The sequence below is a fragment of the Arthrobacter sp. TJ-266 genome (genome assembly GCF_058269115.1).
Map to the genome: position 1 here is coordinate 66,440 of NZ_JBZCNC010000006.1, position 25,710 is coordinate 92,149.

The following is a 25,710-nucleotide window of genomic DNA, read 5'->3' on the forward strand; positions in this document are numbered from 1 at the left end:
GCCCCGGCTCACCGCGGCGTCTGGTCCGTTCTGGAAGCTGATTCCAGCCCAGCACCTGATCGTAGACCGCGGCGCTGACACGCCGAGGTGAAGGCGTGCCCGACCTCCCCATGCCACGCTTGTTCCGTGGATCTTGAGGTGACATCGACCGTGACCATTCCGGCGAGCGAGTTGCAGTGGAAGTTCTCGAGGTCCTCCGGGCCCGGCGGGCAGCACGTCAACACGTCGGACAGCCGGGTGCAGCTCACCTGGGTGGCATCGGAGTCGTCGGCGCTGAGCGATGAGGAACGCGCGCGGATCCTCCACCAACTCTCCCGGAGCCGTGTCCCGGGATCGATCACGGTGACGGTGTCGGAGCAGCGGTCCCAGCTGCGCAACCGCGAGATCGCCCTGGACGTCCTCCGCAGGATCGTGACCGCCGCACTCGGCCCTCCGCCGGCGAAGCGCCGCTCGACACGTCCCACACGCGGATCGGAACGGCGTCGTCTCGCGAACAAGCAGCAGCGGTCCGCCACCAAGCAGCAACGCCGGCGGCCCACCGCCGAGTGACGGGTGCGCTCGACCCCGCTCCCACCGAAGGACAGACATCGCCGCGGAGGTCCAGCAGGTCCACCACGACCCTCTTTTCGATGATCTCGGCGGGGACAGGGGTGGCTCGGCCCGGTGCTGAGTGCTGGAATAATCCGCCTTCGTAGAACGCTCTTGACCCCACGCTTAGAACATGCTAGGCACCGACGGGGTTCTGTGGATCCATCGTCGGAAGACGAAGGAGAAGGACATGGCCACTCCGTACGAGGGCATACAGGAATGGGTGCAGCAGCTCCCCGAGATCGTGCAGCCGGTGGGAGTCGCCGTCGCCGGCATGATCCCCTACATCGAAGGTGAGGGCGCTGCCGGCATCGGAATCATCCTGGGGGTCGATCCGATCATGGCGGCGCTCGCCGCGATGATCGGCAACTTCCTGAGCGTGCTCGCCGTCGTCACCATCAGTTCCACCGTCCGCCAGAAGGTGGTGGCCGGGCGGTCCGGCGGGCTCGGATCGACGGCCTCCGCGTCCGCCGCGCCATCCGCCCGGCGACTGAAGGGGCAGCGACGCCTGCAGGGGTGGCTCTCCCGATTCGGCGTGCCAGGTGCGAGTCTGCTCGCCCCCCTCGCTCTTCCCACGCAGCTCACCGCCGCGTTCCTCGCCGCGTCCGGCGTCAGGCGGGAGCGGGTGTTGCTCTGGCAGGCCATCGCCATCGTCGTCTGGACCGCAGGTGTAGCAGTGCTCGCCACGGGCCTCGTCGGAATCCTCGGCCGCTAGGAGCGCCCATCAGCCGCCCTGGTGCGCCTCTTGAAGGCGCTGGGCGTGAGCGGCCGCTCCTGACCACCCCGGCGCCCCTCCCGCGGGAGGGGCGCCGCCGCGGTCAGTCCTCGTCGCCCGCTGCGGCGGCCTTCTCGGCGGCCTTCTCGGCGTCCTTCTCGGCGCGGAGGGCCTGCGTCTCCTGCTGCTCCTCGGCTTTCTCCTGGCGGATGACCACCGCGAAGAGCTTCTCCATCTCCTTGGCGACCCCGGCAGCGGACGCGGGGTTCTGGCCCGTCACGAGCCGTTCGTCCACCACGACCATCTCCTCGAAGGTCCCGGCGGAGACGTGGGTGGCGCCCTGCTTCTCGAGCTCGTCCGCGAGGAAGAACGGGATCGCCGTGTCCTTGCCGGCGGCTACTTCCTCGTCATTGGTGAAGGCGGCGACCTTCTTGCCCTCCACGAGTCGGAAGCCGTTCTCGAGCTCCACGTGCAGCAGGCCTGCCGGTCCGTGACACACCGCTCCGACGAGCCCGCCGGCGTCGTACACACTGGCGACGAGCTTCTGCAGGCCGACGCTGTCCGGGAAGTCCCACATGGTGCCGTGCCCGCCCACGAGGTAGACGGCGTCGTACTGGCCGGGATCGACGACGTCGACGCGGGCCGTGTTGTACAGACCTGCGCGCGTGGTCTCGTCCTCGGTGAAGGCGACCTGGATGGGATCGGAGGTGTCCACCTCGTCGCGCGGGGGCTGCCCGCCCTGGATGGACGCGAAGTCGACGAAGTGCCCGGAATCCTTGAAGACCTTCCAGGGATGTGCGGCCTCGGCCACGTTGTAGCCGGTCTTCTCGTCGGTATCGCCGATCGTGGAAACGCTGGTCAGTACCATGAGGATTTTCTTCATGGGGGCTCCTTTCGTCCACCGATCACCCTACGCCCGCGCCCCTGCGCCCTGACCGGCGAGGCACGCGTCCACGACGGCAGTTGCTCCGGCATCACTCGTCCGGTCCGGCAGGCGCTCGTGCGGACCGGTGAGGAGTGGAGTCCCGGCGCGCGTCGGCTGCGCGATAGCGTTGGCGCATGGCCATCCGGGTACTCGCTGTGGGGCGCAAGCACGAGTCGTGGGTGTCCGAGGGCATCGACCGCTACGCGAAGCGCCTCAAGAAGCCGTTCGACCTGTCCTGGCAACTGATCCCACACTCGGCACGCCAGGACGACGCCGCCCGGGCCGAGGAGTCGGACCGGCTCCTGGCGAAGCTCGGCAGCGACCACGTGGTGCTGCTGGACGAGCGCGGCCAGGCGATCGATTCGCCGTCGCTCTCCCGGAGACTGCTCGCGCCGCTGGAGGCATCACGCCCCGTCACCGTGATCATCGGCGGCGCCTACGGTGTGGACCGCCGCATCCACGAGCGCGCCGACTTCGTGTGGTCGCTCTCGCCGCTGGTGTTCCCGCACCAGCTCGTGCGCCTCATCCTCGTGGAGCAGGTGTACCGGGCGCAGGAGATCGCGGGCGGTCGCTCGTACCACCACGAGTGATCCACGGGCAAGGGTGTCCGGTGGTCGATCAGGGGACTCCGGACGTCGGCGTGGCCGGGTTCAGTTGAAGACGTACCGCCGGAACCGCATTCCTCCGAGGGTGACGAGCACAGCCGCATACAGCGCGAGGGTCGCGAGGGCCGCCACCTGCGGCAGAGGATCCCCGCCGGTCGCGAGCGTGAGGAGCGTCCCGCCGGCAGCCGCATCCCCGACGGCGCCGGGCAGGAACCGCGCAGCCGTCGTCTCCGCAAGGACGATCCTCGCCACGGGCTCGACGAACTGGGTGAAGACGACGACGCCGATGATTGCGACGAGCTGGTTCCTGACCAGGGCACCGACACCGACACCGATCGCCCCCCACAGGGCGAAACAGGCGACCCCACCCGCTAGCCGCGACACCACCTCCGGCGAGGAGAGATGCAGCTCGTACCCCGACATGGCGAGGACCGATGCACCCCCGAGCACTCCTGCGCCGAGCGCCGCGACGCCGTAGACGGCACTGACGACGACGGCGACGGTCACCTTCGAGATGTAGATGCGAGGGCGCCGAGGCTCCCCCATGACACTGAGCGCGAGTGTCCCGTGCTGAAGATCCGCGGTGACCGTCAAGACGCCCAGCACGAACGGGATCACATACGCGAGGCCGACCACGAGGTTGTAGACCACACCCGCTGCCTCCGGCGTTCCGAGCGGCAACTGCGCGGAGGCCGTGGCCGACACCGCGAGCGTCAGGAGGGAGGACCCTCCGGCCGCCAGAAGGACCAGCGTGACCGCGAGCAGCCACCACGTCTTGGTCGTCGTGATCTTGGTGGCCTCGGCCCGCACTTGGATCATCGTCATCAGCCGGCACTCACTTCCATCAGTTCGGTCGTCCGCATGAAGGCCGCCTCGAGGGTGGGCGGTCCCGCAACCACATCTCCCGTCGGCAGGTCGGGGTGACCGGCCAGGAGGGCCTCGACCGCCGCCTGGTCCCCGGCGACCCAGAGTTGCTGCGTGGGCAGTTCCGTCGTCTCGAAGGTGGATCGCAGGAAGGCCGCGACCCTCGTCAGCACCGCCTGGTCCCGGCAGCTCAGCACCGTGACGTTCGCAGGAAGCAGCCCCTGCCGGTCGCCGGCGAAGCGGAGTCGTCCGCGGTCCAGCAGCACGACATCGTCGACCGTCCGCTCCATCTCGGCCAGCAGGTGACTCGATACGAGCACGGCCTTGCCCTCCGCGGCCATGCCACGGAGGAACTGCCGGAGCCAGCTGATCCCTGCCGGGTCGAGGCCGTTGGCCGGCTCGTCGAGGATCAGCAGGTCGGGGTCTCCGAGCAGTGCGGTGGCGAGCGCCAGTCGCTGCTTCATACCGAGCGAGTACCCGCGGACGGAGCGATCGGCGGCGTCGCCGATGCCGAGCATGGTGAGGAGTTCATCGATCCGCCCGGCCCGGGCCCGTGCTGCATGCGCGAACACCTTCAGATGGTCACGCCCGGTCCTTCCCGGACTGAACGCGCCGTTGTCGAGCGCGGCTCCCACACGGGTGCTCGGGGCGTCCAGTTCGTGATACTTCCCGCCGAACACCCGGACGGAGCCGGAGGTGGGCGGTACGACGGACAGGATCATCCGCAGGGTCGTCGTCTTCCCGGCGCCGTTCGGCCCGAGAAAACCCAGGATGCGCCCCCTCTGCACCGAGAAGCTCACGTCCGTCACCGCTTCGACCGCACCGTAACGCTTCGTCAGTCCCTCGACCTGGAGCACCGTATCAGTGTCCGTGTGAACCATTCCCCTGCCTTTCGTTCGATCGTTCGCGTCTCTCCGGTGCCCGAGATCCCGGAGGTCACGCCCTGACGTCCACCTGCGAGATCACCAGGTCCCGGTACGTACCCTCCTGTCCCATCAGGTCGTCATGCCGCCCCTTCTGCACGATCCTGCCGTGCTCGAGGACGAGGATCAGATCCGCAGCGATGATCGTGGACAACCGGTGGGCGATGACGATCTGCGTGCACTCCATCCTTCGGAGGGTGTCGTTGATCCTGGACTCGGTGATGGTGTCCAGGGAGCTCGTTGCCTCGTCGAGGACCAGGATGCGTGGCTGCCGCGCGATCGCCCGGGCGAGCGCAAGCCTCTGGCGTTGTCCGCCGGAGAGGCTGCCGCCCATCTCCCGCACCTGAGTGTTGTAGCCGAGGGGCATGGCAGCGACGTCCTCGGCCAGCTGGGCCCGTTCGGCAGCTCGACGAACGAGGTCCATGTCAGGCACTTCGCTCCCGAAGTCGATGTTCTCGGCGATCGTCCGGTTACTCAGTCGGATGTCCTGTGGGACGTACGCCAGACGCCGGTACAGGGATTCGGCCGAGAGGGCAGAGAGCGGGTGCCCTCCGATCCTCACCGAACCGTTCGCGACCGGGTAGAGGCCGAGCAGCAGCTTGCCGAGTGTGCTCTTACCGGAACCGGTGCTCCCGACGATCGCGATACGCGCCCCCGGACGGGCCGTGAAGGAGATGTCGGTGAGCGCCGGAGCACGCCCTCCCGGGTAGGTGAACGTGACATCCGCGACCTCGAGTGACCCCTCGAGGTCCAGGTCCTCGTCACCGAAGACCTGCTCCCGGTCCGGCTGATGAAGGATGTCCGCGAGGCGCTCGACGTGCGCGCTCGCCTGCACGAACTGGGTGAAAGCGGAGGACAGCGACACGACGGAGGCGAGCGCTGTGGCGGTCAGCGCCTGCGTGGCGACGACGGTACCCAGGTCCAGGCGCCCCTCGGACACCAGCGCCAGCCCGACGAGCAGTACCGTGAACGGCCCGAAGATCTGGAACGCCGAAGTGGCACTCGAGACGGCGCCCTGCACGACGATCCGCTGCTTCGTGTGGTGGATCACGCGCTCGTAGTGCTTGCGCCAGTCCTCGAAGAACCCACCCGTGACACCGGACACCTTCAGGATCTCGATCGAGTTCAGCGCCTCGAGCTGCATGGTCGACGCCGTCGATGTCTCCGCGATCTCCTGCTCGGTGATCCGGTGGATTGGCCGGTGGCTGAGCAGCGAGACCAGCACCATCAGGGCGACGACGCTCAGGGTCGCCAGTCCCAGGGGAACCGAACGAGCGAAGATGTAGATGAAGACGACGATCAGGCTTCCGACGTCGAGGATCACGGAGGTCAGCTGACCGGAGATCATGTCGCGGATCATCGTGATGCTCGACATCCGGAACATCAATTCACCCTGCGACCGGTTGGCGAAGTACGAGAACGGCAGGCTGAGCAACTTCCGGAAGGTCATCGACATCATCGCGAGGCCGAGGTGTCCGATGATGGCCGCGAGCAGGCGTGACCTCACCAGCGAGATGAGGAAGAAGCCCGCAGCCGAACCGGCGATCGCGGCAGCGAAGAGCGCAGCCGGCGTGGCCCGGAAGAAGTCGTCGAAGCCGTTGATCGCCGATTGTGTGGCGATCGGTACACCGAGGACCACGGCGTACAGCAGCAACGACAGCGCGAAGGTCCATATCAGTGGCCGGCGATTCTCCTGTGCCGTCCGCAGGAAATCTCTCCACACTCGGCGTGCGTACCCTCTGCGGCCGGTAGTCGGGCCCCGGAACGGCATGCAGCACGATGTGCGAGAAGTGCTGGTCGAACTCGTCGAGCGTGATCGAGCGGCGACCGATCGCCGGGTCGACGAGGGTGACCCGGTCATCGGTCATCGCCTCGACGACCACGAGGTGCCGGTCGTCCCAGTAGGCGATCAGGGGCCCGGAGAGCTTTCGGATGGAGCCCGTTCCTGCCCGGTACATCCGCACCTCGAGGCCGTAGGAGCGCAGGAGGCGCGCGACGTCGTTCAGTCCGAGCCCGTCCCGGCCGGTCTCGTAGTCGCGGCGGAGTGTACTCACCTGGTTCGTGGATCCATGCGCTCCCAGCACCATGGCCGCGCAGCACAGGCCGCACTCGGACTGGAGGAACTGGCGCACCACCTTCACCTGGCTCATGGCGCGCCTCCGACCAGGAGCGCGGGAAGGGACGCCTCACCGCGTGCCGCCGCGGACGCCAGCAACCACCCGGAGGTGCCGAGCATGAACGAGGTCAACTCAGGGGCTCGGCCGAGACCCGAACGCCAGAGGCCTGCCTCGACGCGTTGCTCGCCGGCATCCCGGAGCGCTAGGGCCATGTCGAGGAGGTCCTCGTCACCGAGTTGGCGTCCGAGTGCCAGAAGACCCGTGATGCGGCCGGCCGCACCGTGGCAGAGGCTGATGTCGGTACCGGAATCATCCGCGACGTCCGCGAGCACCGCGATCTCCCGATCGAACCTGTCGCGCACTCGCTGCTTGTCGCCGGCGGCGATCATCACCTGGCTGAGCACGGGCAGGATACCCGCGTATCCCCGGCACCAGGACGTCCTCCCGGATCGGTCCTGCAGGTCGTCCGCCGCGTCGTCGAAGCTGCGAACGGCCGAGCCGAGTGTCTCGTCGATGCGGTCGTCGCCGCCGAGGAGCACGGACACGGCGGACAGTGCCGCGAGGCGACCGGCCGTGCCGTGGGCCAACCCCGGTCGGCCCCAGTCCGAGAGGCTCGGGGCGTGCCTGTCGAGATAGGCGTGCGCCGCGTGCCGGGCGGCGTCAGGGTCGAATCCCACGTGACCGTACAGGGACAGCGCCACGGGATAGGCACCCATACCGCCCACGTAGTCGAGCCCGTCCGGGTCGGTCCGTCCCAGCAGCTCCACGGGCTGTGCCGGGAGCGGAGTGGGCCGGCCGAAGGTCCCGCCGAGATGAGCGAGTTCGTTCAGCGTGACGTGGTCGGCGAGCGCACCGACGAAGGGCGAGAGATGGAGGGGGTCGGGCTCGTTCGGCACCTCGTGGAGGTGTGCGCCCCGAGCAGCTGCCCCGACCGTCGCGCGGTCCTGGCCCGTACCGAGCGCCGCCGCTGCGAGGAGCTCACCCCCGCCCTCGAACAGTCCGAGGCCGATCGGCGCCAACCTCAAGCCGTCGCCCAACGTGAGAAGGCTCAGCCAGGTGCAGCTGCTTCCGTCTGCGGAGCGGCTGATCGATGCGTCAGGGGGCAGCACCCGGCGGATCATGGGTGAGCGGGTCGCGGGATCGAGGGGGTATGACCAGACATCGTCCGTCGAGCTCGAGACCGAGAGCCGTATCTCCCGCTCGTCGGATGCGAGGGTGCGGGCGAGGAAGCCTTCGAGATGTGACGTCAGGTCATGGCGGGCCCCGGCTGATACGTCGACCGCCACCTTCGCCGTGCCGTCGGCGCGTACGGCGAACAGGCCCGGTTCCGCGGCGTCGATGGCGAAATAGGGTACGTCGAGATCGGCGAGAGCCGTCGTCTCGTCGCTGAGCACCGCACCTGCCGTGCCCGGCTCCGCGTTCCTCAGCGAACGCGGCACCGGAAGCTTCGCGAACAGGGCCCGGCGGTGCTCACCCGAGGCGAGGTAGGTGGGATGGGTGCTCGCGTCCAGAACCCTCGAGTAGATGTACGTCGGCCGGACGACGACCCGGACGCGCGGCGGCACCTCCTCGGCGAGGATCCGGACGACCGCCGATCGGCGCTCCGCGATCCGGCGCCTGGCCGCCGCATAGCCACTGACCAGGGACCCGATCCGGAGCCGAGGATCGAGCACCGTCCCGTTCAGGGTCGGCGCATTGGGGCCGACCTCGACGGTCGCCGGTCCCGTCTCGAAACCGATGGTGTCCGTCCCTTCCCCGGTGACTCGGGTGGCCGTCAGCCGTGACTCCTCACCCGCCCGGAGGGTGCCGAGTCCGGAGATGTCGAGATCGATACCGGCCCCGAGGAACCGCATGGGTAGCAGCATGGTGTGCAGGGGCCCGCGGTCGAGGTGGTGAGACAATCGCTCGGCCGCGCTCGCATCGGTCGACTGCACGCGCGAAGGGCTCGTGATCGTCTCCACGTCGAGGATCACCGGCCCACCCCGGGTCGCGATGATGTTCTCGTAGTGCAGGTCGGTGGCCCCCAGCATGGTGGCGAGCGCGGTGACTGCTCCGAAACGCCGGTAGTAAGCGTCGGCGTCGGTGTCGGTGACGAGATCCTCGTGCACCACCACCTCCTGCCACGAGTGGGAGTCCCCGCCGTCGATCGTGAGGGGCAGCAACGGTCCGAAGAGTTCGTTGTCGTCGTCGAGCTCCGCGCGGAGCTTCTCGACGAAGCGCGATTGCGCGGTGTCCCTCGGTTTGTGGACGGCCGACCCCGTGGCCCAGTCGACGAAGGTGACGGTAGTTCCGCCTGCGTGGCGGTCACCGAGTCCCGTGCGCAGAGCCGTGATGGGACCCCGCAGTCCGAGGAGCGGGCGCAGTCGGGGCAGATCGCGGACGGCGTCGTCGAGCACGCGGACGGCGTGGGCGGTCACACGGTCCCTCAGCAGGGCGAGCAGGCGTCCGAGCTCGGGGAAGCGCTCGAGGATCGCGGCACGTCCCTGCTCCGTCCCGCAGTAGCGGGCGAAGGCCGCGTAGTCGGGGTTCTCGCCCCCGCGCTCGAGGTGAAGGGTGATCAGAGCACGGATCGCCACGCCGTCGAGCTCCCGCGCGAGACATGTGGCGAAGGCCGTGAGAACCGCTGCGCGGTCGACAACGCCCGGGGAAAAGGTTCCGATGGTCCGGGCGAGGCGAGTGCATCCCCACTCGACATCCACGGCGTGGAAGGCGCCGAAACGTCCGGAGAGGTTCTCCACGGCGCTGCGCACCGCGCCGTCGATCTCGTCCTGGCTCCTTCGTTCCTCCCGGTGAGGACGTGTCCCCTCCGTGGTCTCCCGTGTCGCGACGGCCATGCGCCCACTCCTCACCGTTCCTGGCCCTCATCCACTGCTTCGGGTCCGTTGTTCGATCACTCGGTGCCGATGCCGGGTGCGCCGCAGGACGCGACGCACCCGGGTCGAGGTCAGCAGCGGGTCGTGCACGCACCGGACGGACAGAAGCCCGGAAGGGCGGCGCTCGCCGCGATGGCGCCGCCGGCGATGGCGCACGGCACGGTCGTGGTGCCTGCGACGCCGACCTCCTGGGAGTCGTCGGCAAGGAGCAGCAGTTCGTCCTCGGGCACGTACCCGGTGCGTCGATCGGTGGCGATGGGCGATGTCATGTCGTTTCCTGCTTTCTCTCGTTGCTTCCTGCCGACGGGCGCCGGCAGGCCTACCCGAGCCTCAGAACGCTCGGGAAGCGGTGTGGGGAGATCCCGCGGAGGAGGGACCACGCCGTGCCGGCGCTGCCGACCATGAGTGAGGTGGTGAACGAGTACTTGCTGCTCCGGTCAGCGGGACCGTCGAGGACTGCTGCCACGAGGGCCTCATGGAGAGCCCTTGTCACGGGTTCGGTGCGTCGCCGGTCCACGCCGCGTGACGCCGCCTCGAGGAGCACGTCGAAGGTGCCCGCGTCCCCGTGGCACAACGTGGGGTTGTTGCCGAGTCCGCGATCGAGGGTCAGCTCGACGAGACGCTCCAGGCGACCCTCAGCCACGGTCCCGGGTGCCAGGGCGTCCACCTCCGCGTAAGCGAGCAGGAGTCCCGGTGCACCATGACACCAGGCGTAGGATCGCCGACCGTCGGCGTCGTCCACCGTGCGGGGCCAGTCGTCCTCGCTCGCCGACCTCGCGCGGTCGAGCACCTGGAACACCTCCAGACCGAGGGAGGTCGCCCTTCCGTCCTCCAGGAGGGTTCCCGCGCGCAGCAGGATCGGCGCGATCCCTGCCAACCCGTGCGCGTAGCCGGTGTACGCGGTCGAGAGGTCGAGGCGTTGTACGGCGGCCATCGCGTGCCGCACGAGGTGCCCGAGGGCTGCGTCACACGCCTGACGATCGCGTTCGGACGCCAGCCTCCGGACAGTGAGGCCCGCCGCGAGGGCGCCGACGGACCCGACCGTGATGTCGGCGAGATCATCCGGCTCGGATCCTCCTGCGTGGACCAGCGCGCCGAGGAGCGCAGGGAGGTCGATCGCGTCCAGCGATCCCTGGAGGGCAGCTGCCCGGACGATCGCGTAGACCGTGCCTCCCATACCGGTGAATCCGCCCGCGGAAATGAGCTGCGCGTCGATCCTCCCCTCTGTCAGCTGCCTCGCGATGGGCCCGAGGACCCGGTCCGCTGCCGCGCCGTAGCCCGGCTCGCCCAGAAGTGCACCGGCACCGGCAAGGACGAGGCCGATACCGGCACTGCCGCCGTAGAGGTCGTATCCCAGCGTTCCCGGTTGCCACTGCGCATGGTCCGACGTCGTCACGACCGGGCCGATCCACGTCGCCGGGTGACGCGGGTCCTCACCGTCGACGATGGCGTCGACCAGGGGATCGAGCAGCATTCTCAGTGCCTGCGCAGTGGCATCATCGACGACGGTGCCACCCCGGGCAGGTTCGCCGGTACGGCCGGAGATCGCACCGAGGGAGATCCCCGTCCGGTCCCCCTCCGCGTCGAGCTTGTTGACGAAGGCGTAGTCGATCAGTTCGCGCTGTCGCGCCACCGCCGCGGGATCGAGCGCGGCCAACCGATCCAGGACCGCGTCGAGCCCGGAGGCGACGAAGAAGTCGGGATACTCCGACCAGCGCGCATCCGCACCGGGGTCCCTGCTGAAGATCGAAGTGGAGTCGGTGAGGTAGGTGAAGTACGGAACGTCCCCGGCCCACAGCTGGCGGACCTCACCGTCCGCGAGGGACACAGCGGTGACCCCCTCCCGCAGACACACACGATTGAGGACCGCTGCGCGGACCTCGGGGTCGGTGAGCACCGAAGGGTGCGTCGCCATGCGCAGGAGTTGTGAGTAGAAGAGGGTCGGGGAGGGCACGAAGCGCTGGACACATCGCCCGAAGACCTCCCGGATCACCACCTGCGCCCTCTCGCGCCGATCGATGAGGCCCAGCAGAACTCGGGAGAACCCCTCTCCGATCCGGTCGCGCTGCTCCACCGGAGTCACCTCCTCGCCTCCGACCGGCCTCGGCGCCGTCCGCCCACCGAGGGAGGCGAACGCGAGGGAGGTGTGCATGTCATCCCGGCCCTCGTTCACCACGACGAGGGACTTGATGGGCGCCGTTTGACCGTCCTGGTATCCCATGGCGCCGATGTCGATCGAGCCCTCGCGCATCGGGACGGTGATGAGGGTCGGCAGTATCCCGATGCCCAGGACGGAATCCAGGACCGCGCGCCGCGCACTCGTGGAGGCCGCCCCGTCGTCGTAGGACGGACGGGTGCGCGGCTGCGGGGTCAGGAGTGTCTCGGTGTCGACCACGACCGGGCCGTGCTCGGTCGCGAGGACGTTCTCGAAGTGGATGTCCGTGGCGCGCAGGACATGCAGCAGGGCCGTCACCTGGCCCACCTGATCGAAGTAGGAGGACCGGGGACGCACGTCGGCCTCGGCAGTATCGGAACTCCCGACGTGTTCGACGTAGCCGTAGCCGTCCCGCGGCAGGACCCTCAGCACCGGCAGGCACGTGAGACCCTCGCTGTTCGTCCACTCGATCAGAGCGTTGAAGGCGACGTCGCTGCCGACGTCCCGCGGCTTGACCACCAGACGGGCGCCGTCGTCGAAGGTGACGATGGCGACGCTCCTGCCGTCCGCGTGGCTGTCCCCCTCCCCCACCCTCACCCTGTTCACCCGGGTCCCACTGACGACGTCGTCGAACGTGCGAGCGAGATCCGGGAGGTCCTGGCACAGGTTGCTGACGATCTCGCGGATGTTCCGTACGGCCCTGCGAGCACGCTCGCGCGCGAGGAGGTACGCCGGACCGTACGCGGTCGTCATGTGGGTCCGCCCGTCGTCGGAGACCAGCCAGGCGTGGAAGTGTGAGAAACGGGCCTCGGGGCTGTCGCCGACGAGGTGCCCGTCACGCCGGCGTTCCTCCAGCACGTCCAGGACCGTGCGCAGCAGATGGTTCGACACGACCGTCGTTGCGGCGTCGAGTGCGTCATCGCGGACGCCGCGCCCGCCGACGGGTCCCTGGACGGTGTCCAGCACACGCAGATCGTTCGCGGTCCAGGCCGCGGCGAGAGCCGCGAAGTAGGACGAGAAGCGGGGGTGCGGCTCGGCCTCGCCGATCGGGTCGAGCACGGACTCGGGCGCTACGCGCCGGTCCTCGGACACGTGCTCGGCGAGGAACGCGGCAACCCTTTCGCAGACGGCTCGACGACGGTCGTCATCGGCGAGCTCCGGGATGTACCGATCGATCGTCCGAGCCAAGGAGGCGGACGGCTCGCCGGCCAGAAGACCGTTCAGTGGTGGTGTCATTGCATCTCCCCGGCGTTCGGACCGCGGGAGGGCGCCGGCGCTCGAGCCGACGCCCTCCGGCCGGATCTAGTTGCAGTTGCTCTGACACTCGACGGTGGCCGTGCAGAGGTTGCCGTCGTTTCCGAGGGCCCAACTGGCGCCGTAGCAGCCGATGCTCGTCACCGTCGTCGTCCAGCCCTGGCCGGCGCTCAGGTCTGCGGCCGCCTGCTCGTCGATCTCGTCGAGGACGTCGACGTTGTGTTCGGTCATGAGGGACATGATTCAGACTTCCTTTCGAAATGTCGTCCGACATATCGACAGCACGTGGAACTGCGGTGTCTGCAGAATGTCGGGGGGAGTGTCCGGGTTCTTCCCGGACATTTCCAGAAAACAATCAATGACGTGCGGATGTCAATAAAAGTGCGAGAGGCATTTTCTCAGCTGAATTCGGGCGCAAAAATGTGGCCCCTCTGACACAGTTCTGGGGGGAGGTCACGATGAAGGCAGACCTGAGCATCGGAAAAGGCGCGTGAACTGCGGAATCGGTCAATCGACCGACAACGAATACTTCAGCAGCCGCCCGCGAGGAGGACGCGCACCGCTGGAGCCGGGTGAATCAGCCCGAGGTGTTTGCCCTCCGGCGCTTCAGCGTCACGTATTCGAAGGCGAGAAATGCGCCGATCACCAACGGCACCCACTGGGCGGAAGCAATACCCGGCGAGAGAAGGGGTGCCACCACGAGGGCGAGGATGAAACAGAATATGGTCGCGCCGAGCAGGAGATATTCGCTCGCCGTGCGCTTCGTCGAACTAGCCATGATTGCTCCTTGGTCTAGGTTTTCGATAGCCGCTTGCTCCGCAGAATCTGGTTGCACACGTGCTCCTGCGTCGACCGGTCAGTCCGTCGCCGTGCCGATGGCAGGTATGCGGCGCTCCGAGCCGCTCGTCAGCCTCTGCAACTCCTATGCTAAGGCAACCTTTTAGAGCCCACAATCCCCCTCCGGGAAGTTTTGTATGAATCGGTGACGGCTTCCCCGACGTCCGCCGCGGAGTCTTCTCCCACGTCCTCATAGCTGGTTCGCGCAGACCTGGGTCAGGCGTTGGACTGCCTGCGCAGGCATCGGCCGATTCCGATGGCCGAACACGGCACGCCGTCCGGTAACGCGGATCCCGGAGGAGCGCCGGACGTAGGGTGAGGCCATGACACGTGTCCCGGGAAGTAAGCGTTGGATGGTCGCCGCCACTGCAGCAGGTATGGCTCTGGCCGTCGCCGGCTGCACACCGTCGGAGCCCGACGACGGACCGACCGCGACGGCGCAGCCGTCCTCCTCCGCGAGCGCAACGCCGTCGAGCTCACCGTCGGGGTCTGCGTCCGCGTCTGCGGCGCCGAGTCCGTCGTCGAGCCCCACCACACCTGCGCCGTCGACGTCCCCCACTCCTTCTCCGACCGTGACGACGCCGGAGGCCGGCGGCCCCTGCGCGGCCGCGCAGCTGACGGGCGCTGTCGAGGAGCAGCTCGGCGGTGGCGGCGCCGGGAGTGTGGTTCGCACGCTCGTCCTGACGAACGCATCCGATCAGGAGTGCACGGTGCAGGGCTACCCGGGCGTCTCGTTCGTCGATGCCGCCGGGACTCAGCTGGGTGCTCCGGCTGACCGTGCGGGCTCAACCGCGCCGCTGGTCACCCTGGCGCCCGGTGCCTCGGCCACCGCCGACCTGCGCCAGACCAACGCCGAGAACTACGGCCCGGACTGCGGGCTGACGCCGGCCGCCGGGCTGCGCGTGTACCCGCCCGAGGCCACGGACTCGCTGATCCTGCCCCAGACCGTCTCGGCCTGCACCGGCGCCTCGATCGTGCTCATGACCGTGGGAACGCTGCAGCCCGCGTAGACGCCGTGACCGGCGCGAGGGCGCGGAGCCGCCACGCGGCGACGATGATCAGGCCCGCCGTGGCGAGGGCGAGCACGAGGGTCAGCCAGTGCTGGGCGACGGCGATGGCTGCGACGCCGAAGAGCGCGGCGCCCGTTCCGGCCGTCACCATGACCCGACCGCGCTCGAACCAGCCGTAGACCGCGAGGCCGAGACCGAGGACCACCCAGGCGCCGAGCCCGCGGAAGGGCTCGACGGCCCCTCCGAGCAGCGCCCCGAGTTCGACGACGACGGCCAGGACCAGGTAGGCGCCCGAGCCTGCGTGCATCGCGGGCGGGTGGCGGACGAGCCACGGCGCCGTGATCACGATGAGCACCAGCGTGCTCACCACGAAGTAGACGGCGGTGCGGGCGGTGTCGCCGTCGAACACGAGCGCCGCGGCCGCACCGCCGAGGAAGAGTGCGCCGATACAGGCCGCGGGCACCCAGTTGTTGGAGACGTGACCGCGCCCCCGCCCGAGCTCCGCCCGACCCTCCGACTCCGTCCGGACCGACATGTCCGCTCCTCCACCGGCCGCACCCTGCGGTCCTGTCCGCAACCTACTCCCCCTTCGCCCCCGCTCCCCCGCCAGCGCGTAGGTGCGCCGCCCGCCCGCTGTGAGTCCGCCGTGCACCTGCCGTCGGTGCGCCGCCATCGCGCCGTGGGTCCGCACGCCGGCCGGGCGGGAGTGTCAGCGGCCTGGGGCATGATGAACGGGTGACGACGCCGGTGCTGACGAGGTTCACCCCCGCAACCCATGAGTGGTTCGCGGGGGCCTTCGCGGAGCCCACTCCGGCCCAGGAGGGTGCATGGTCGGCGATCTCCGCGGGCTCGAACGCGCTCGTCGTCGCACCCACCGGATCCGGCAAGACCCTCGCGGCCTTCCTCTGGGCGCTCGACCGCCTGATCGCCTCCGGGGAGGGCAGCGGGGACATCGAGCCCGAGCTCGCCACGCGCGCCCCGGCGAAGGGCCGCAAGGCCGCACCGAAGCCGAAGCGGAGCACGCGGGTGCTGTACATCTCCCCGCTGAAGGCCCTCGGCGTCGACGTCGAGCGGAACCTCCGGGCACCGCTGATCGGCATCACGCAGACCGCGAAGCGCCTGGGCCTGCCCGCGCCGAGCATCACGGTGGGCGTCCGGTCCGGTGACACCCCGCAGGCCGAGCGCCGCGCCATGCTCACGCGGCCACCGGACATCCTGATCACCACGCCCGAATCCCTCTTCCTCATGCTCACCTCGAAGGCCCGCGAGACGCTGATGGAGGTGGACACCGTCATCATCGACGAGGTCCACGCCGTCGCCGGCACCAAGCGGGGCGCCCACCTCGCGGTGTCCCTGGCCCGGCTGGACGCCCTGCTGGAGAAGCCCGTGCAGCGCATCGGCCTGTCCGCCACGGTGGAGCCGAAGGAGACCGTGGCGCGCTTCCTCTCCGGGAACGCGCCGGTGGAGATCGTGGCGCCGCCGTCGAAGAAGCAGTGGGACCTCACGGTCACGGTGCCTGTGGAGGACATGACGGAGCTGGGCGGAACGGCGGGGAACGACGACGACGGCGAGGCCCAGCCGCAGGCGAGCATCTGGCCGCACGTCGAGGAGAAGATCGTCGACCTCATCGGCCAGAACCGCTCGACCATCGTGTTCGCCAACTCGCGGCGCCTCGCCGAGCGGCTGACCGCCCGGCTCAACGAGATCCACGCCGAGCGGCTCGAACGAGACGCCGTATGGGCCGCGGGAGGCGACCCCGCAGCCCTCGAGCGCACCAGCGCGCCGCCGTCGTTCGCTCATACCACGCAGACTCCCGCGCAGACGATGGCGCAGGCGGGGCAGACCACCGGTGCAGAGGCACTCCTCGCGCGTGCGCACCACGGATCGGTGTCGAAGGACCAGCGCGCGCTCATCGAGGACGATCTCAAGTCCGGGCGGCTGCGGTGCGTCGTCGCGACCAGCTCCCTGGAACTCGGCATCGACATGGGCGCCGTGGACCTCGTGGTGCAGGTCGAATCGCCGCACTCGGTGGCCAGCGGACTGCAGCGCGTGGGCCGCGCCGGCCACCAGGTCGGTGAGGTCTCCCAGGGTGTGCTGTTCCCCAAGCACCGGGGCGATCTCGTGAACACGACGGTCACGGTGGAGCGCATGCTGGCCGGTCAGATCGAACCCCTCTACATCCCCACGAACCCGCTGGACATCCTCGCGCAGCAGACCGTCGCAGCAGCCGCGCTCGGCACCATCGACGTGGAGGAGTGGTTCGACGTCGTCCGCACCTCAGCGCCCTTCGCCACCTTGCCGCGCTCGGCCTTCGATGCGACCCTCGACCTCCTGGCCGGCCGCTACCCGTCGGACGAGTTCGCCGAATTGCGCCCCCGCATCATCTGGGACCGCGTGGAGGGCACCATCACGGGCAGGCCCGGCGCCCAGCGCCTCGCCGTCACGTCCGGCGGCACCATCCCGGACCGCGGATTGTTCGGGGTCTTCCTCGTCGGGTCCGAGGGCGAGGGCGCACGGGCAGGCGGCCGCCGCGTGGGTGAGCTCGACGAGGAGATGGTCTACGAGTCACGCGTGGGGGACATCTTCGCGCTCGGGGCCACGAGCTGGCGCATCGAGGAGATCACCCACGACCGCGTGCTCGTCTCCCCCGCGTTCGGCCAGCCGGGCAAGCTCCCGTTCTGGAAGGGGGACTCCCTCGGCAGGCCCGTGGAACTGGGCCGCGCACTCGGCGCCTTCAACCGCGAGATGTCCGGCAGCACCCTCGAGAAGGCGCAGGAGCGGTGCGCGCGGATCGGCCTCGACGCGTGGGCCGCCGGCAACCTCATCACCTACCTGACGGAACAGCGCGAGGCCACGGAGGTGGTCCCGAATGACAGGACGCTCGTGGTGGAGCGCTTCCACGACGAGCTCGGCGACTGGCGCGTGGTGCTCCACAGCCCCTTCGGGATGCCGGTGCACGCGCCGTGGGCGCTCGCGGTGGGCGCGCGGCTCGAGCAGCGCTACGGCATGGACGGCTCCGCCATGGCGTCGGACGACGGCATCGTCCTCCGTGTACCGCTGATGGACGACGAGCCGCCGGGCGCCGATCTGTTCCTCTTCGACGCCGAGGAGCTCGATGGGATCGTCACCACGGAGGTGGGCGGCTCGGCTCTCTTCGCGTCGCGCTTCCGCGAGTGCGCGGCCCGGGCGCTCCTGCTGCCGCGGCAGAACCCGAGCAAGCGCACGCCCCTGTGGCAGCAGCGGCAGCGCTCGGCGCAGCTGCTCGACGTCGCGAAGAAGTACCCCACCTTCCCGATCGTCCTCGAGACCGTCCGGGAGTGCCTGCAGGACGTCTACGACCTCACGGCCCTGAAGGAGCTCGCGGCGTCCCTCGAACGGCGCGAACTGCGCATCGTCGAGGTGACCACGCAGCAGCCCTCGCCCTTCGCGCGCTCCATGCTGTTCGGCTACGTGGCCTCCTTCCTCTACGAGGGCGACTCCCCACTGGCAGAACGGCGTGCCGCCGCGCTCTCGCTCGATCCGACACTGCTCAACGAACTACTCGGCCGGGCCGAGCTCCGTGAACTGCTCGACGCACGGGTCATCGCCGAGACGGAGCTCGAGCTGCAGCGGCTCAAACCCGACCGGCTGGCACGCGGACTGGAGGGTGTCGCGGACCTGCTGCGGCTGCTCGGACCGCTGACCGTGGAGGAGATCGCCGAGCGGCTCGAGGCACCGCCCGAGGAGAAGGGCGCGGCCGACACCGACGGCGGCGCTGAAACGGCCGATTCGCAGAGCGGCGCCCCCGTCCCGGCCGCCCGTGCGACGGTCAGCGGGCTCACCGCCACGACCGGGAACCCGGGGCGCGATCACGCCGCACAGGCGATCGCGGACCGCAGCGGTGACACCGGGCGAGCCGGTATCGACGAGGACAGCGACGACGGCGCGGACGAGGACGGCGATCTGCGGCCCGGGTCACAGGCCCCGGACGACGACGGCCCCACCGACGACGAGCTGATCGCGGAGGACGCCGCAGCCGCTCCCGCACCCGATCGGCGTCGCGCCTCCCCCGCCACCGTCCGCGCGCACGTCGCCGCCCTGGTCAAGACCAACCGCGCACTCACGGTGTCCATCGCCGGTATCGAGCGCATCTCCGCGGTCGAGGATGCCGCGCGGCTCCGCGACGCCCTCGGCGTCCCGCTGCCCATGGGCATCCCGCTCGCATTCATCGAGCCCGTGGCCGATCCGCTCGGGGACCTCGTGGGCCGCTACGCCCGCACGCACGGGCCTTTCACCGCGGCGGAGGCGGCCTCCCACCTCGGCCTCGGCGTCGCCGTCGTCACCGGTTCGCTGCAGCGCCTCGCCGGCGCGGGCCGCACGATCGAAGGCGAGTTCCGCCCTGCCGAATCCGTGCCCGTCCTCGACATCTCGGCCGCCTCCGGAGCTGCCCCGGGCACCATCACGGTGCACGCCCCGGCCTCCAGCGAGTGGTGCGACGTCGAGGTGCTCCGACGGCTCCGGCGTCGTTCCCTCGCCGCCCTGCGGCAGGAGGTCGAGCCCGTGGACCCGGCCGCCTACGGTCGGTTCCTCCCCGTCTGGCAGCACATCGGCTCGAACCTGCGCGGGCTCGACGGCGTGGTCACGGTCATCGACCAGCTCTCCGGCGTGCCGATCCCCGCTTCTGCGTGGGAACCGCTGATCCTCGCGCAACGCGTCGCCAACTACACCCCCGCCATGCTCGACGAGCTGACCGCGACGGGCGAGGTGCTGTGGTCCGGTGCCGGTTCGCTCGCGGGGAACGACGGCTGGATCGCCCTGCACCTGGCCGAGAACGCGTCCCTGACCCTGCGTCCGGACCCCGCATTCGAGCCCACGGCTCTCCACACCGCACTGCTGGAGCTGCTGGCGCCCGGCGGCGGGTACTTCCTGCGCCAGCTCACCAACCTGCTCGACGTGCAGGAGGTCACCTCCGACGCCGCCGTGGTCACGGCCCTCTGGGACCTCGTGTGGGCCGGCCGCATCAGCAACGACACGTTCACGCCGGTGCGCTCGCTCCTCTCCCACGGCAAGACCGCCCACAAGCAGCGGCCGGTCCCCGCGCGGGCGCGCACCTCGCGCACCGGTCGTCTGGGACGCGCACCGGGGAAGTCGCTCACGGGCGCGTCGATGCGCCTGGCGTCGGGCGGGGACGACACCGGCGCGTACCAGAGGCCCACGCCTCCCCTGGCGGCGGGGCGCTGGAACATGCTGCCGCAGGTGGAGCAGGAGACCACGCTCCACGCCCACGCGCAGGCGGAACTCCTCCTGGACCGCTACGGCGTGGTGACCCGCGGGGCCGTTGCCACCGAGGGCATACCGGGCGGCTTCGGCCTGATGTACAAGGTGCTCGCCCGGCTCGAGGAGATGGGCCGCTGCCGGCGCGGCTACTTCATCGAACACCTCGGCGCCGCGCAGTTCGCCGTCCCCGCCACCGTGGACCGCCTGCGCTCCTTCAGCGCGGACACGCAGCTACCCACGTCGCAGGAGATCCTCGGCGGGGAGGCGGCTCCCCTGAAGGCCGTCGCGCTCGCCGCGACGGACCCGGCCAACCCGTACGGTGCCGCTCTCGCCTGGCCCCACGCCGACGGCGGGCATCGGGCCGGCCGGAAAGCTGGAGCCCTCGTGGTCCTCGTCGATGGCGAACTGGCCCTGTACGTGGAGCGCGGCGGGAAGACGCTGCTGACGTTCGCCGAGGACACCGGTGTGCTCCGTGCCGCCGCCCTCGCGCTCGTGACGGTGATCCGCCGCGGGGCCGCGGACAAGATGGCCCTCGAGAAGGTCAACGGCGGGGAGATCCTCGACACCGAGGTGGGCAGGGCCCTGGCCGATGCGGGCTTCTACACGACGCCCAGGGGGCTGAGGATCCGTGCCTGAGGGTGACACCGTCTGGCGCGCGGCCCGCGAGTTGCACAAGGCCCTCGCCGGCAAGGTCCTCACGCGCTGCGACATCAGGGTGCCGCGCTTCGCGACGGTCGACTTCACGGGCGACACCGTGCAGGAGGCCGTGGCGCGCGGCAAGCACCTGCTCATCCGGGGCGGCGGCGACGACGGCTGGGACATCCACTCGCACCTCAAGATGGAAGGCCTCTGGCATGTCTACCGCCACGGGGAGAAGTGGCGCCGCCCCGCGTTCAAGGCCCGCTGCATCCTCGAGACCGCGGATGCCGTCGTCGTCGGGTTCGAACTGGGCCTGCTCCGGGTCATCTCGCGGGCCGAGGAGGAGGACGCCGTGGGGTTCCTCGGGCCCGACCTGCTGGGGCCGGACTGGGATCCCGACGAGGCGCTGAGGAGGCTCCTCGAGCAGCCCGAGCGGCCCATCGGGCTGGCCCTGCTGGATCAGCGGAACCTCGCCGGGATCGGCAACGTCTACCGGTGCGAGCTGTGCTTCCTCGCCGGGGTGCACCCGCTCACGCCCACGGGCGAGGTACCCAACCTGCCCCGCATGGTGGAACTGTCCAAGAAGCTGCTCGAGGCCAACAAGGAGCGCAGCACGAGGGCCACCACGGGCCAGCTCCGCGGCAACACCCTGTGGGTGTACGGGCGGTCGCGCCGGGGATGCCTGCGCTGCGGGACGCCCGTGGCGCTCGAGCAGCTCGGCGACCGCGACACCGAACTCCGTGAGCTGTACTACTGCCCGCACTGCCAGCCCAGGGTGGAAGCCCCCGCGGCGAGCGCGGACGGGGATGCTCGCCCGAGTGGAAGCCCGGGACGTGCCGCACTACCCTGACGTGATGGACCCGGACCGGAGAGCTGCCGACGCATGGCGATGAAGTCCCCGCTCCCCGTGCGGGACGGCGTCAACGCGACCCGCCTCCGCCTGCCCGAGGAGGGGCCGTGGGCCACGGCCCTGGACTACATCCTCGACCGCTTCGACCACGTGGACCCCGAAGGCATCGGCGAGCGCTTCGACCGCGGCGAGGTGGTGGCCCTCGGCGGGGACGTGCTGACGCGCAGCACCCCGCTCGGGAAGCACACGTTCGTCTGGTACTACCGCGAGCTGCCCGTCGAGGAGCGGCTCCCCGTGGAACTCTCGATCCTGCACCGCGACGACCACCTGCTCGTCGTCGACAAGCCGCACTTCCTGCCCACCACCCCCGGCGGCATGTACGTGGCGGAGTCGGCGCTCGTGCGTTTACGGGTGCAGCTCGGCATCCCGGACCTGATCCCGATGCACCGCCTCGACCGCATGACCGCCGGCATCCTCATGTTCTCGATCGACCCCGCGACCCGCGGCGCCTATCAGTTGCTCTTCGAGAACCGCCGCATCAGCAAGGAGTACCGTGCGGTGGCGCCCGTGCGCCCGGAGTTGCACCTCGACGCCGAGCCCCTCGACGTGCGCAGCCGCATCGTGAAGTCCCGGACCTACCTGCTCGCGCAGGAGGTCGAGGGGCCGGCGAACACGCACACCACCATCTCTCTCCTCGAGGAGCGGAACGGTCTCGGCCTCTACCGGCTGCAGCCGCACACGGGGAAGACGCACCAGCTGAGACTCCACATGGCGTCGCAGGGCCTCGGGATCGTCAACGATCCGTTCTACCCCGTCCTCCACCCGCAGGCCCCGGATGACTACACGCGGCCCCTGCAGCTCCTGGCCCACAGCATCGCCTTCACGGATCCGGTGGACGGCTCGGAGCGCAATTTCACCTCGGGCCTGTCGCTGTCCTCGTACCCTGACCACCTCCGTGCTCCTGGCGGCTCCTACCCCTGAGGCCTCCGTGCCCGTGACGTCCGGCCGTCCACACGGGCCGCGCGGACGGTAAGTTGGCAGGGTGGACCTGCCCGGCACGGACATCCCAGCACCCCTCTACCTCCTCTTCATGTTCGGCGTCGTGGTGCTGGACGCCGCGCTGCCGATCCTGCCCTCGGAACTCCTGGTCATCGGCGCGGGCACGGCGTCCGCGCACGGCACCCTCTTCCTCCCCCTCGCGATCGTCATCACGTTCGCCGGTAGCCTCACCGGCGACCTCGTGCTCTTCCTCCTCTTCCGGCGGCGCCTGACCCACGTGCTGGACCGCTTCCGCTGGGGCCGCGCCGTCCACCGCAACCTGCGGAAGGCCATCGACAAGGCAGGGAGTTCCCCCACGTACGCCGCCGTCGTCGCCGTACGGTTCCTGCCGGGCGGGCGCACGGCGAGCGTGGCCGTGGCCGGGATCGCGGAGTTGCCCTTCCGGCCGTTCGCCCTCGCGGCGGCCGCGGGAGGTGCGCTCTGGACGGCGTGGCTCCTGGGCCTCGGGTACGTGGCCGGCGCCTCCACGGGCCTCCCGGCAGGGGTCAGCGCCCTGCTCGGAACGGCTGTCGGTACGCTGGTGGGAGCCATCACGGCGGCAGTCATCGCCGTGAGAAAACACCGGAAGGCCCGAAAAGCCCATGAGCACTCCGAAGAACCCGGCACCGAGGCTCCCTGACATACCGGCCGTTCCACCCTCCGTCGCCCAGCCGGCCACGGACACCGCGAGCGTCCTGGAGCGCCTCAAGGCCGCGCAGCCGCGCGTCGCACAACCCTCCGGGGACGATGACGGCCGGGCCGCCGATCACGTGAACGCGCCATCAGCCGACACGGCGCCGGCACCGCGGAGTTCGGGCTCTGCACCCTCGACCGAGGCGTCGACGACGACCTCCCGGCGCGACGCCCGCGTGGACCGCGAGCGCCCGGCCGCGGGTGCGACGTCCGGCAGGCGCCTCGGAGCTGCGCCCTCCGGGGACGACACCTCGGCAGACACGGCAGGGCAGCGTCAGGCGGCGGCCGATGCCGCCGAGCGGCTCCGACTCGCGAGCGAGAAGGCGAAGCAGGCCGGCGAGAAGGCGAAGATCGCGGCAGGCAGGGCGAAGGTCGCCGCCGGCTCCACGGGACGGGCGATCGGGCGTGGCAGCAGCGCCACCGTGCGGCACATCGGTTCCTGGAACCCCGACGTCGTGCGCCAATCCGTGGTGACGCTGTGCGCGGTCGCGTGCATCCTGGGCTCGGCGGCGGGCGTCGGGGCGTTCGGCGGGCCGTCCATCCGGGACGCCGCGGGAGGCCTCTTCGCGCCGGACGCCACGTTGCTGGCGCCGTCGTCCTCGGCCTTCTCCATCTGGAGCGTGATCTACGTGGGCCTGATCGCGTACACGGTGTTCCAGTGGTTCCCCGCCCAGCGCGTGTCCGCGCGGCAGCGGCGCCTGGGCTGGACGGTCGCGGCGTCGATGCTCCTGAACCTCGCGTGGATCCTGAGCGCGCAGAGCAACCAGCTGATCCTGAGTCTCGTGGTGATCATGCTGCTCTTCTTCACCCTGCTGGTGGCGGTGCACACCATGAACGAGCACCACACCCAGACGCGCCTCGAGGGCGCTCTCGTGGACACGCCGATCGGGCTGTACCTCGGCTGGGTGCTCGTGGCGGCGTCGGCCAACGCAGCGGCGTTCCTGACGGCGACGGGCGTGGACTTCTTCGAGCTGGGCGGCGTCACGTGGGCGACCATCGGGATCGTGGCCGTGCTCATGACGGCGGCGGTCATCTGCTCCACCGATCGCGGGCGGCTCTCCGTGGCCGCGGCGACGTCCTGGGGCCTGCTGTGGATAGCCGTCGAGCGGGTGCTGGGCCAGCCCTTCGCGCCCATGGTCGCGTTCGCCGCGGCCGTGGCCATCTTCCTGCTCCTCATCACGGCGGGCTCGCGCCGCCACCGTGTGGACCACGCCTACCGCCGCTGGGTGCGGGCACAGGAGGACGCCCGCCGTGAACCGCTGGACCTGGTCGGCGACGACTACGAGGACTCCCGCTTCTAGCGGGACAAGCACGGAAGGCCCCGACCCGTCTGGGTCGGGGCCTTCCGGCGTCCTGGGCAGGACGGGCGGGTCGCGTCAGCCCTGGTCGCCGACGGTCAGGGCGATCTTGCCGCGCACGTGGCCTTCCATACTGCTGCGGAAGGCGTCGGCGGCGCGCTCGAGGGGGAAGGTCTCGGCGAGAACGGGCTTCACCGCGCCGGCTTCCACGAGCTCGGTGAGGGCGAGGAGGTCCTCCGGGTTCGGCCGCACGAACACGTACCGGCCGCCCTTCTCCTTCACCTCGGCATCGGCGATGGAGGCGATGCGCGCGCTGTCCTTGAGCTGCTCGAGCGAGGCCACCCAGTCCTCGCCGCCCACGAAGTCGACCACGGCGTCGAGCCCCTCGGCCGCCACCTCGGTGAGACGGTCCGCGAGCCCCTCGCCGTAGGTCACCGGCTCCGCGCCCAGCGAGCGCAGGAACTCGTGGTTCTTCTCCGACGCCGTGGCGAGCACGCGCGCGCCCCACGCCTTCGCGATCTGGATGGCGTAGGTGCCTACGCCGCCCGCACCGTTGTGGATGAGCACGGTGTCTCCCTCGCCCGCACCGACCGCGCGGAGCGACTGGTACGCGGTGAGCCCGACCAACGGCATGGTGGCCGCCTCGGCCCACGAGACGTTGCGGGGCTTCCGAGCGAGGGTGCGGACGGGAGCGGCGACCTTCTCGGCGAACGTTCCGAGGCCCACGGTGTCCATGCGGACGTACCCGATCACCTCGTCACCGACCTCGAACTCGGTGACGGACGGGCCCGGCTGCAGCACCACGCCGGCCACGTCCCAGCCCGGGATCACCGGGAAGTGCGTCGGGAGGGCGGCGTCGAGGTAGCCCGCGGTGATCTTCCAGTCCACGGGATTCACGGACGAGGCGCGGACCTCCACCAGCACGGAATCGGGGCCCACCTTCGGGTCCGGCTGCTCGCCGTAGGTCAGGACGTCGGGGTCACCGTACTGCTCGTAGAACACTGCCTTCATGGGGGTACTCCTCCTCGAGGGTGGTCCGGCGCCTGCCGGGTCGCTTCCTCCTGGCGGCA

21 protein-coding genes and 1 pseudogene are annotated in these 25,710 nt (G+C 70.0%); 9 read left to right on the forward strand and 13 right to left on the reverse strand.

Going from position 1 to position 25,710, the window contains the following annotated elements; translation table 11 throughout:
• The first annotated feature begins 126 nt into the window (after nucleotides 1–126).
• Both arfB and AC4D12_RS15645 read left to right on the forward strand, forming a co-directional pair.
• Nucleotides 127–549 carry an alternative ribosome rescue aminoacyl-tRNA hydrolase ArfB gene (arfB, locus tag AC4D12_RS15640; RefSeq protein ID WP_490950877.1) on the forward strand — a complete coding sequence of 141 codons (423 nt, stop codon included), beginning with the start codon at nucleotides 127–129 and terminating at the stop codon, nucleotides 547–549.
• Nucleotides 550–778: 229 nt separating this feature from the next.
• Complete coding sequence (locus tag AC4D12_RS15645) at nucleotides 779–1,303, forward strand: small multidrug efflux protein (RefSeq protein ID WP_490950878.1); 525 nt, start codon at nucleotides 779–781, stop codon at nucleotides 1,301–1,303.
• A 103-nt stretch (nucleotides 1,304–1,406) separates the two neighbouring features.
• Here AC4D12_RS15645 and AC4D12_RS15650 read toward each other — a convergent pair whose 3' ends face one another.
• Nucleotides 1,407–2,186 (reverse strand): type 1 glutamine amidotransferase domain-containing protein, encoded by a 780-nt coding sequence (locus AC4D12_RS15650; RefSeq protein WP_490950879.1) that lies wholly within the window; start codon nucleotides 2,184–2,186, stop codon nucleotides 1,407–1,409.
• A 176-nt stretch (nucleotides 2,187–2,362) separates the two neighbouring features.
• Here AC4D12_RS15650 and AC4D12_RS15655 point away from each other — a divergent pair, with 176 nt between their 5' ends.
• A complete protein-coding gene (locus tag AC4D12_RS15655; RefSeq protein ID WP_490950880.1) occupies nucleotides 2,363–2,818 on the forward strand; it encodes a 23S rRNA (pseudouridine(1915)-N(3))-methyltransferase RlmH in 456 nt (151 codons plus the stop codon).
• A gap of 60 nt (nucleotides 2,819–2,878) precedes the next feature.
• Here AC4D12_RS15655 and AC4D12_RS15660 read toward each other — a convergent pair whose 3' ends face one another.
• From AC4D12_RS15660 to AC4D12_RS15705, 10 genes and pseudogenes are all read right to left on the reverse strand, one after another.
• A complete protein-coding gene (locus AC4D12_RS15660) occupies nucleotides 2,879–3,658 on the reverse strand; it encodes a hypothetical protein (protein WP_490950881.1) in 780 nt (259 codons plus the stop codon).
• Nucleotides 3,658–4,578: an ABC transporter ATP-binding protein gene (locus tag AC4D12_RS15665; protein WP_490950882.1), complete on the reverse strand. Its 921-nt coding sequence runs from the start codon at nucleotides 4,576–4,578 to the stop codon at nucleotides 3,658–3,660. The genes AC4D12_RS15660 and AC4D12_RS15665 overlap by 1 nt, the downstream gene beginning before the upstream one ends.
• 55 nt (nucleotides 4,579–4,633) lie before the next feature.
• Nucleotides 4,634–6,343: a peptidase domain-containing ABC transporter gene (locus tag AC4D12_RS15670; RefSeq protein ID WP_490950883.1), complete on the reverse strand. Its 1,710-nt coding sequence runs from the start codon at nucleotides 6,341–6,343 to the stop codon at nucleotides 4,634–4,636.
• Nucleotides 6,344–6,392: 49 nt separating this feature from the next.
• Nucleotides 6,393–6,770: pseudogene (locus tag AC4D12_RS15675) on the reverse strand (cysteine peptidase family C39 domain-containing protein); the annotation flags it as partial.
• The gene (locus AC4D12_RS15680; RefSeq protein ID WP_490950884.1) at nucleotides 6,767–9,571 is read right to left on the reverse strand and encodes a DUF4135 domain-containing protein; all 2,805 of its coding nucleotides are present in this window, start codon (nucleotides 9,569–9,571) and stop codon (nucleotides 6,767–6,769) included. The pseudogene AC4D12_RS15675 and the gene AC4D12_RS15680, both read right to left, overlap by 4 nt.
• Before the next feature lie 110 nt (nucleotides 9,572–9,681).
• Entirely contained in the window at nucleotides 9,682–9,879 is a 198-nt protein-coding gene (locus tag AC4D12_RS15685) for a class II lanthipeptide, LchA2/BrtA2 family (RefSeq protein ID WP_490950885.1), read from the reverse strand.
• 50 nt (nucleotides 9,880–9,929) lie between these two features.
• Nucleotides 9,930–13,001, reverse strand: coding sequence for a type 2 lanthipeptide synthetase LanM family protein (locus tag AC4D12_RS15690; protein ID WP_490950886.1), 3,072 nt, complete (start codon nucleotides 12,999–13,001; stop codon nucleotides 9,930–9,932).
• 66 nt (nucleotides 13,002–13,067) lie between these two features.
• Nucleotides 13,068–13,259: a lichenicidin alpha family lanthipeptide gene (locus AC4D12_RS15695; protein ID WP_490950887.1), complete on the reverse strand. Its 192-nt coding sequence runs from the start codon at nucleotides 13,257–13,259 to the stop codon at nucleotides 13,068–13,070.
• A 337-nt stretch (nucleotides 13,260–13,596) separates the two neighbouring features.
• On the reverse strand, nucleotides 13,597–13,797 hold the full coding sequence (locus AC4D12_RS15700) for a hypothetical protein (protein ID WP_490950888.1): 201 nt from the start codon (nucleotides 13,795–13,797) through the stop codon (nucleotides 13,597–13,599).
• Nucleotides 13,798–14,046: 249 nt separating this feature from the next.
• Nucleotides 14,047–14,415, reverse strand: coding sequence for a hypothetical protein (locus AC4D12_RS15705; protein WP_490950889.1), 369 nt, complete (start codon nucleotides 14,413–14,415; stop codon nucleotides 14,047–14,049).
• A gap of 13 nt (nucleotides 14,416–14,428) precedes the next feature.
• On the opposite strand from AC4D12_RS15705, the gene AC4D12_RS15710 reads away from it, so the two are divergent.
• Nucleotides 14,429–14,866, forward strand: a complete 438-nt coding sequence (locus AC4D12_RS15710; RefSeq protein ID WP_490950890.1) for a DUF4232 domain-containing protein — start codon at nucleotides 14,429–14,431, stop codon at nucleotides 14,864–14,866.
• Here AC4D12_RS15710 and AC4D12_RS15715 read toward each other — a convergent pair.
• Nucleotides 14,835–15,401 (reverse strand): hypothetical protein, encoded by a 567-nt coding sequence (locus AC4D12_RS15715; RefSeq protein WP_490950891.1) that lies wholly within the window; start codon nucleotides 15,399–15,401, stop codon nucleotides 14,835–14,837. The genes AC4D12_RS15710 and AC4D12_RS15715 overlap by 32 nt on opposite strands.
• A 200-nt stretch (nucleotides 15,402–15,601) precedes the next feature.
• Here AC4D12_RS15715 and AC4D12_RS15720 point away from each other — a divergent pair, with 200 nt between their 5' ends.
• From AC4D12_RS15720 to AC4D12_RS15740, 5 genes are all read left to right on the forward strand, one after another.
• Nucleotides 15,602–20,758, forward strand: coding sequence for an Lhr family helicase (locus AC4D12_RS15720; RefSeq protein ID WP_490950892.1), 5,157 nt, complete (start codon nucleotides 15,602–15,604; stop codon nucleotides 20,756–20,758).
• Entirely contained in the window at nucleotides 20,751–21,611 is an 861-nt protein-coding gene (locus AC4D12_RS15725) for a DNA-formamidopyrimidine glycosylase family protein (RefSeq protein ID WP_490950893.1), read from the forward strand. Before AC4D12_RS15720 ends, AC4D12_RS15725 begins: the two co-directional genes overlap by 8 nt.
• 39 nt (nucleotides 21,612–21,650) lie before the next feature.
• Nucleotides 21,651–22,592: an RluA family pseudouridine synthase gene (locus AC4D12_RS15730; protein WP_490950907.1), complete on the forward strand. Its 942-nt coding sequence runs from the start codon at nucleotides 21,651–21,653 to the stop codon at nucleotides 22,590–22,592.
• A 61-nt stretch (nucleotides 22,593–22,653) separates the two neighbouring features.
• Nucleotides 22,654–23,289, forward strand: a complete 636-nt coding sequence (locus AC4D12_RS15735; RefSeq protein ID WP_490950894.1) for a DedA family protein — start codon at nucleotides 22,654–22,656, stop codon at nucleotides 23,287–23,289.
• Entirely contained in the window at nucleotides 23,252–24,643 is a 1,392-nt protein-coding gene (locus AC4D12_RS15740; RefSeq protein WP_490950895.1) for a TspO/MBR family protein, read from the forward strand. Before AC4D12_RS15735 ends, AC4D12_RS15740 begins: the two co-directional genes overlap by 38 nt.
• Before the next feature lie 75 nt (nucleotides 24,644–24,718).
• On the opposite strand, the gene AC4D12_RS15745 is transcribed toward AC4D12_RS15740, so the two are convergent.
• Nucleotides 24,719–25,651 (reverse strand): NADP-dependent oxidoreductase, encoded by a 933-nt coding sequence (locus AC4D12_RS15745; RefSeq protein ID WP_490950896.1) that lies wholly within the window; start codon nucleotides 25,649–25,651, stop codon nucleotides 24,719–24,721.
• Between the last annotated feature and the right edge of the window lie 59 nt (nucleotides 25,652–25,710).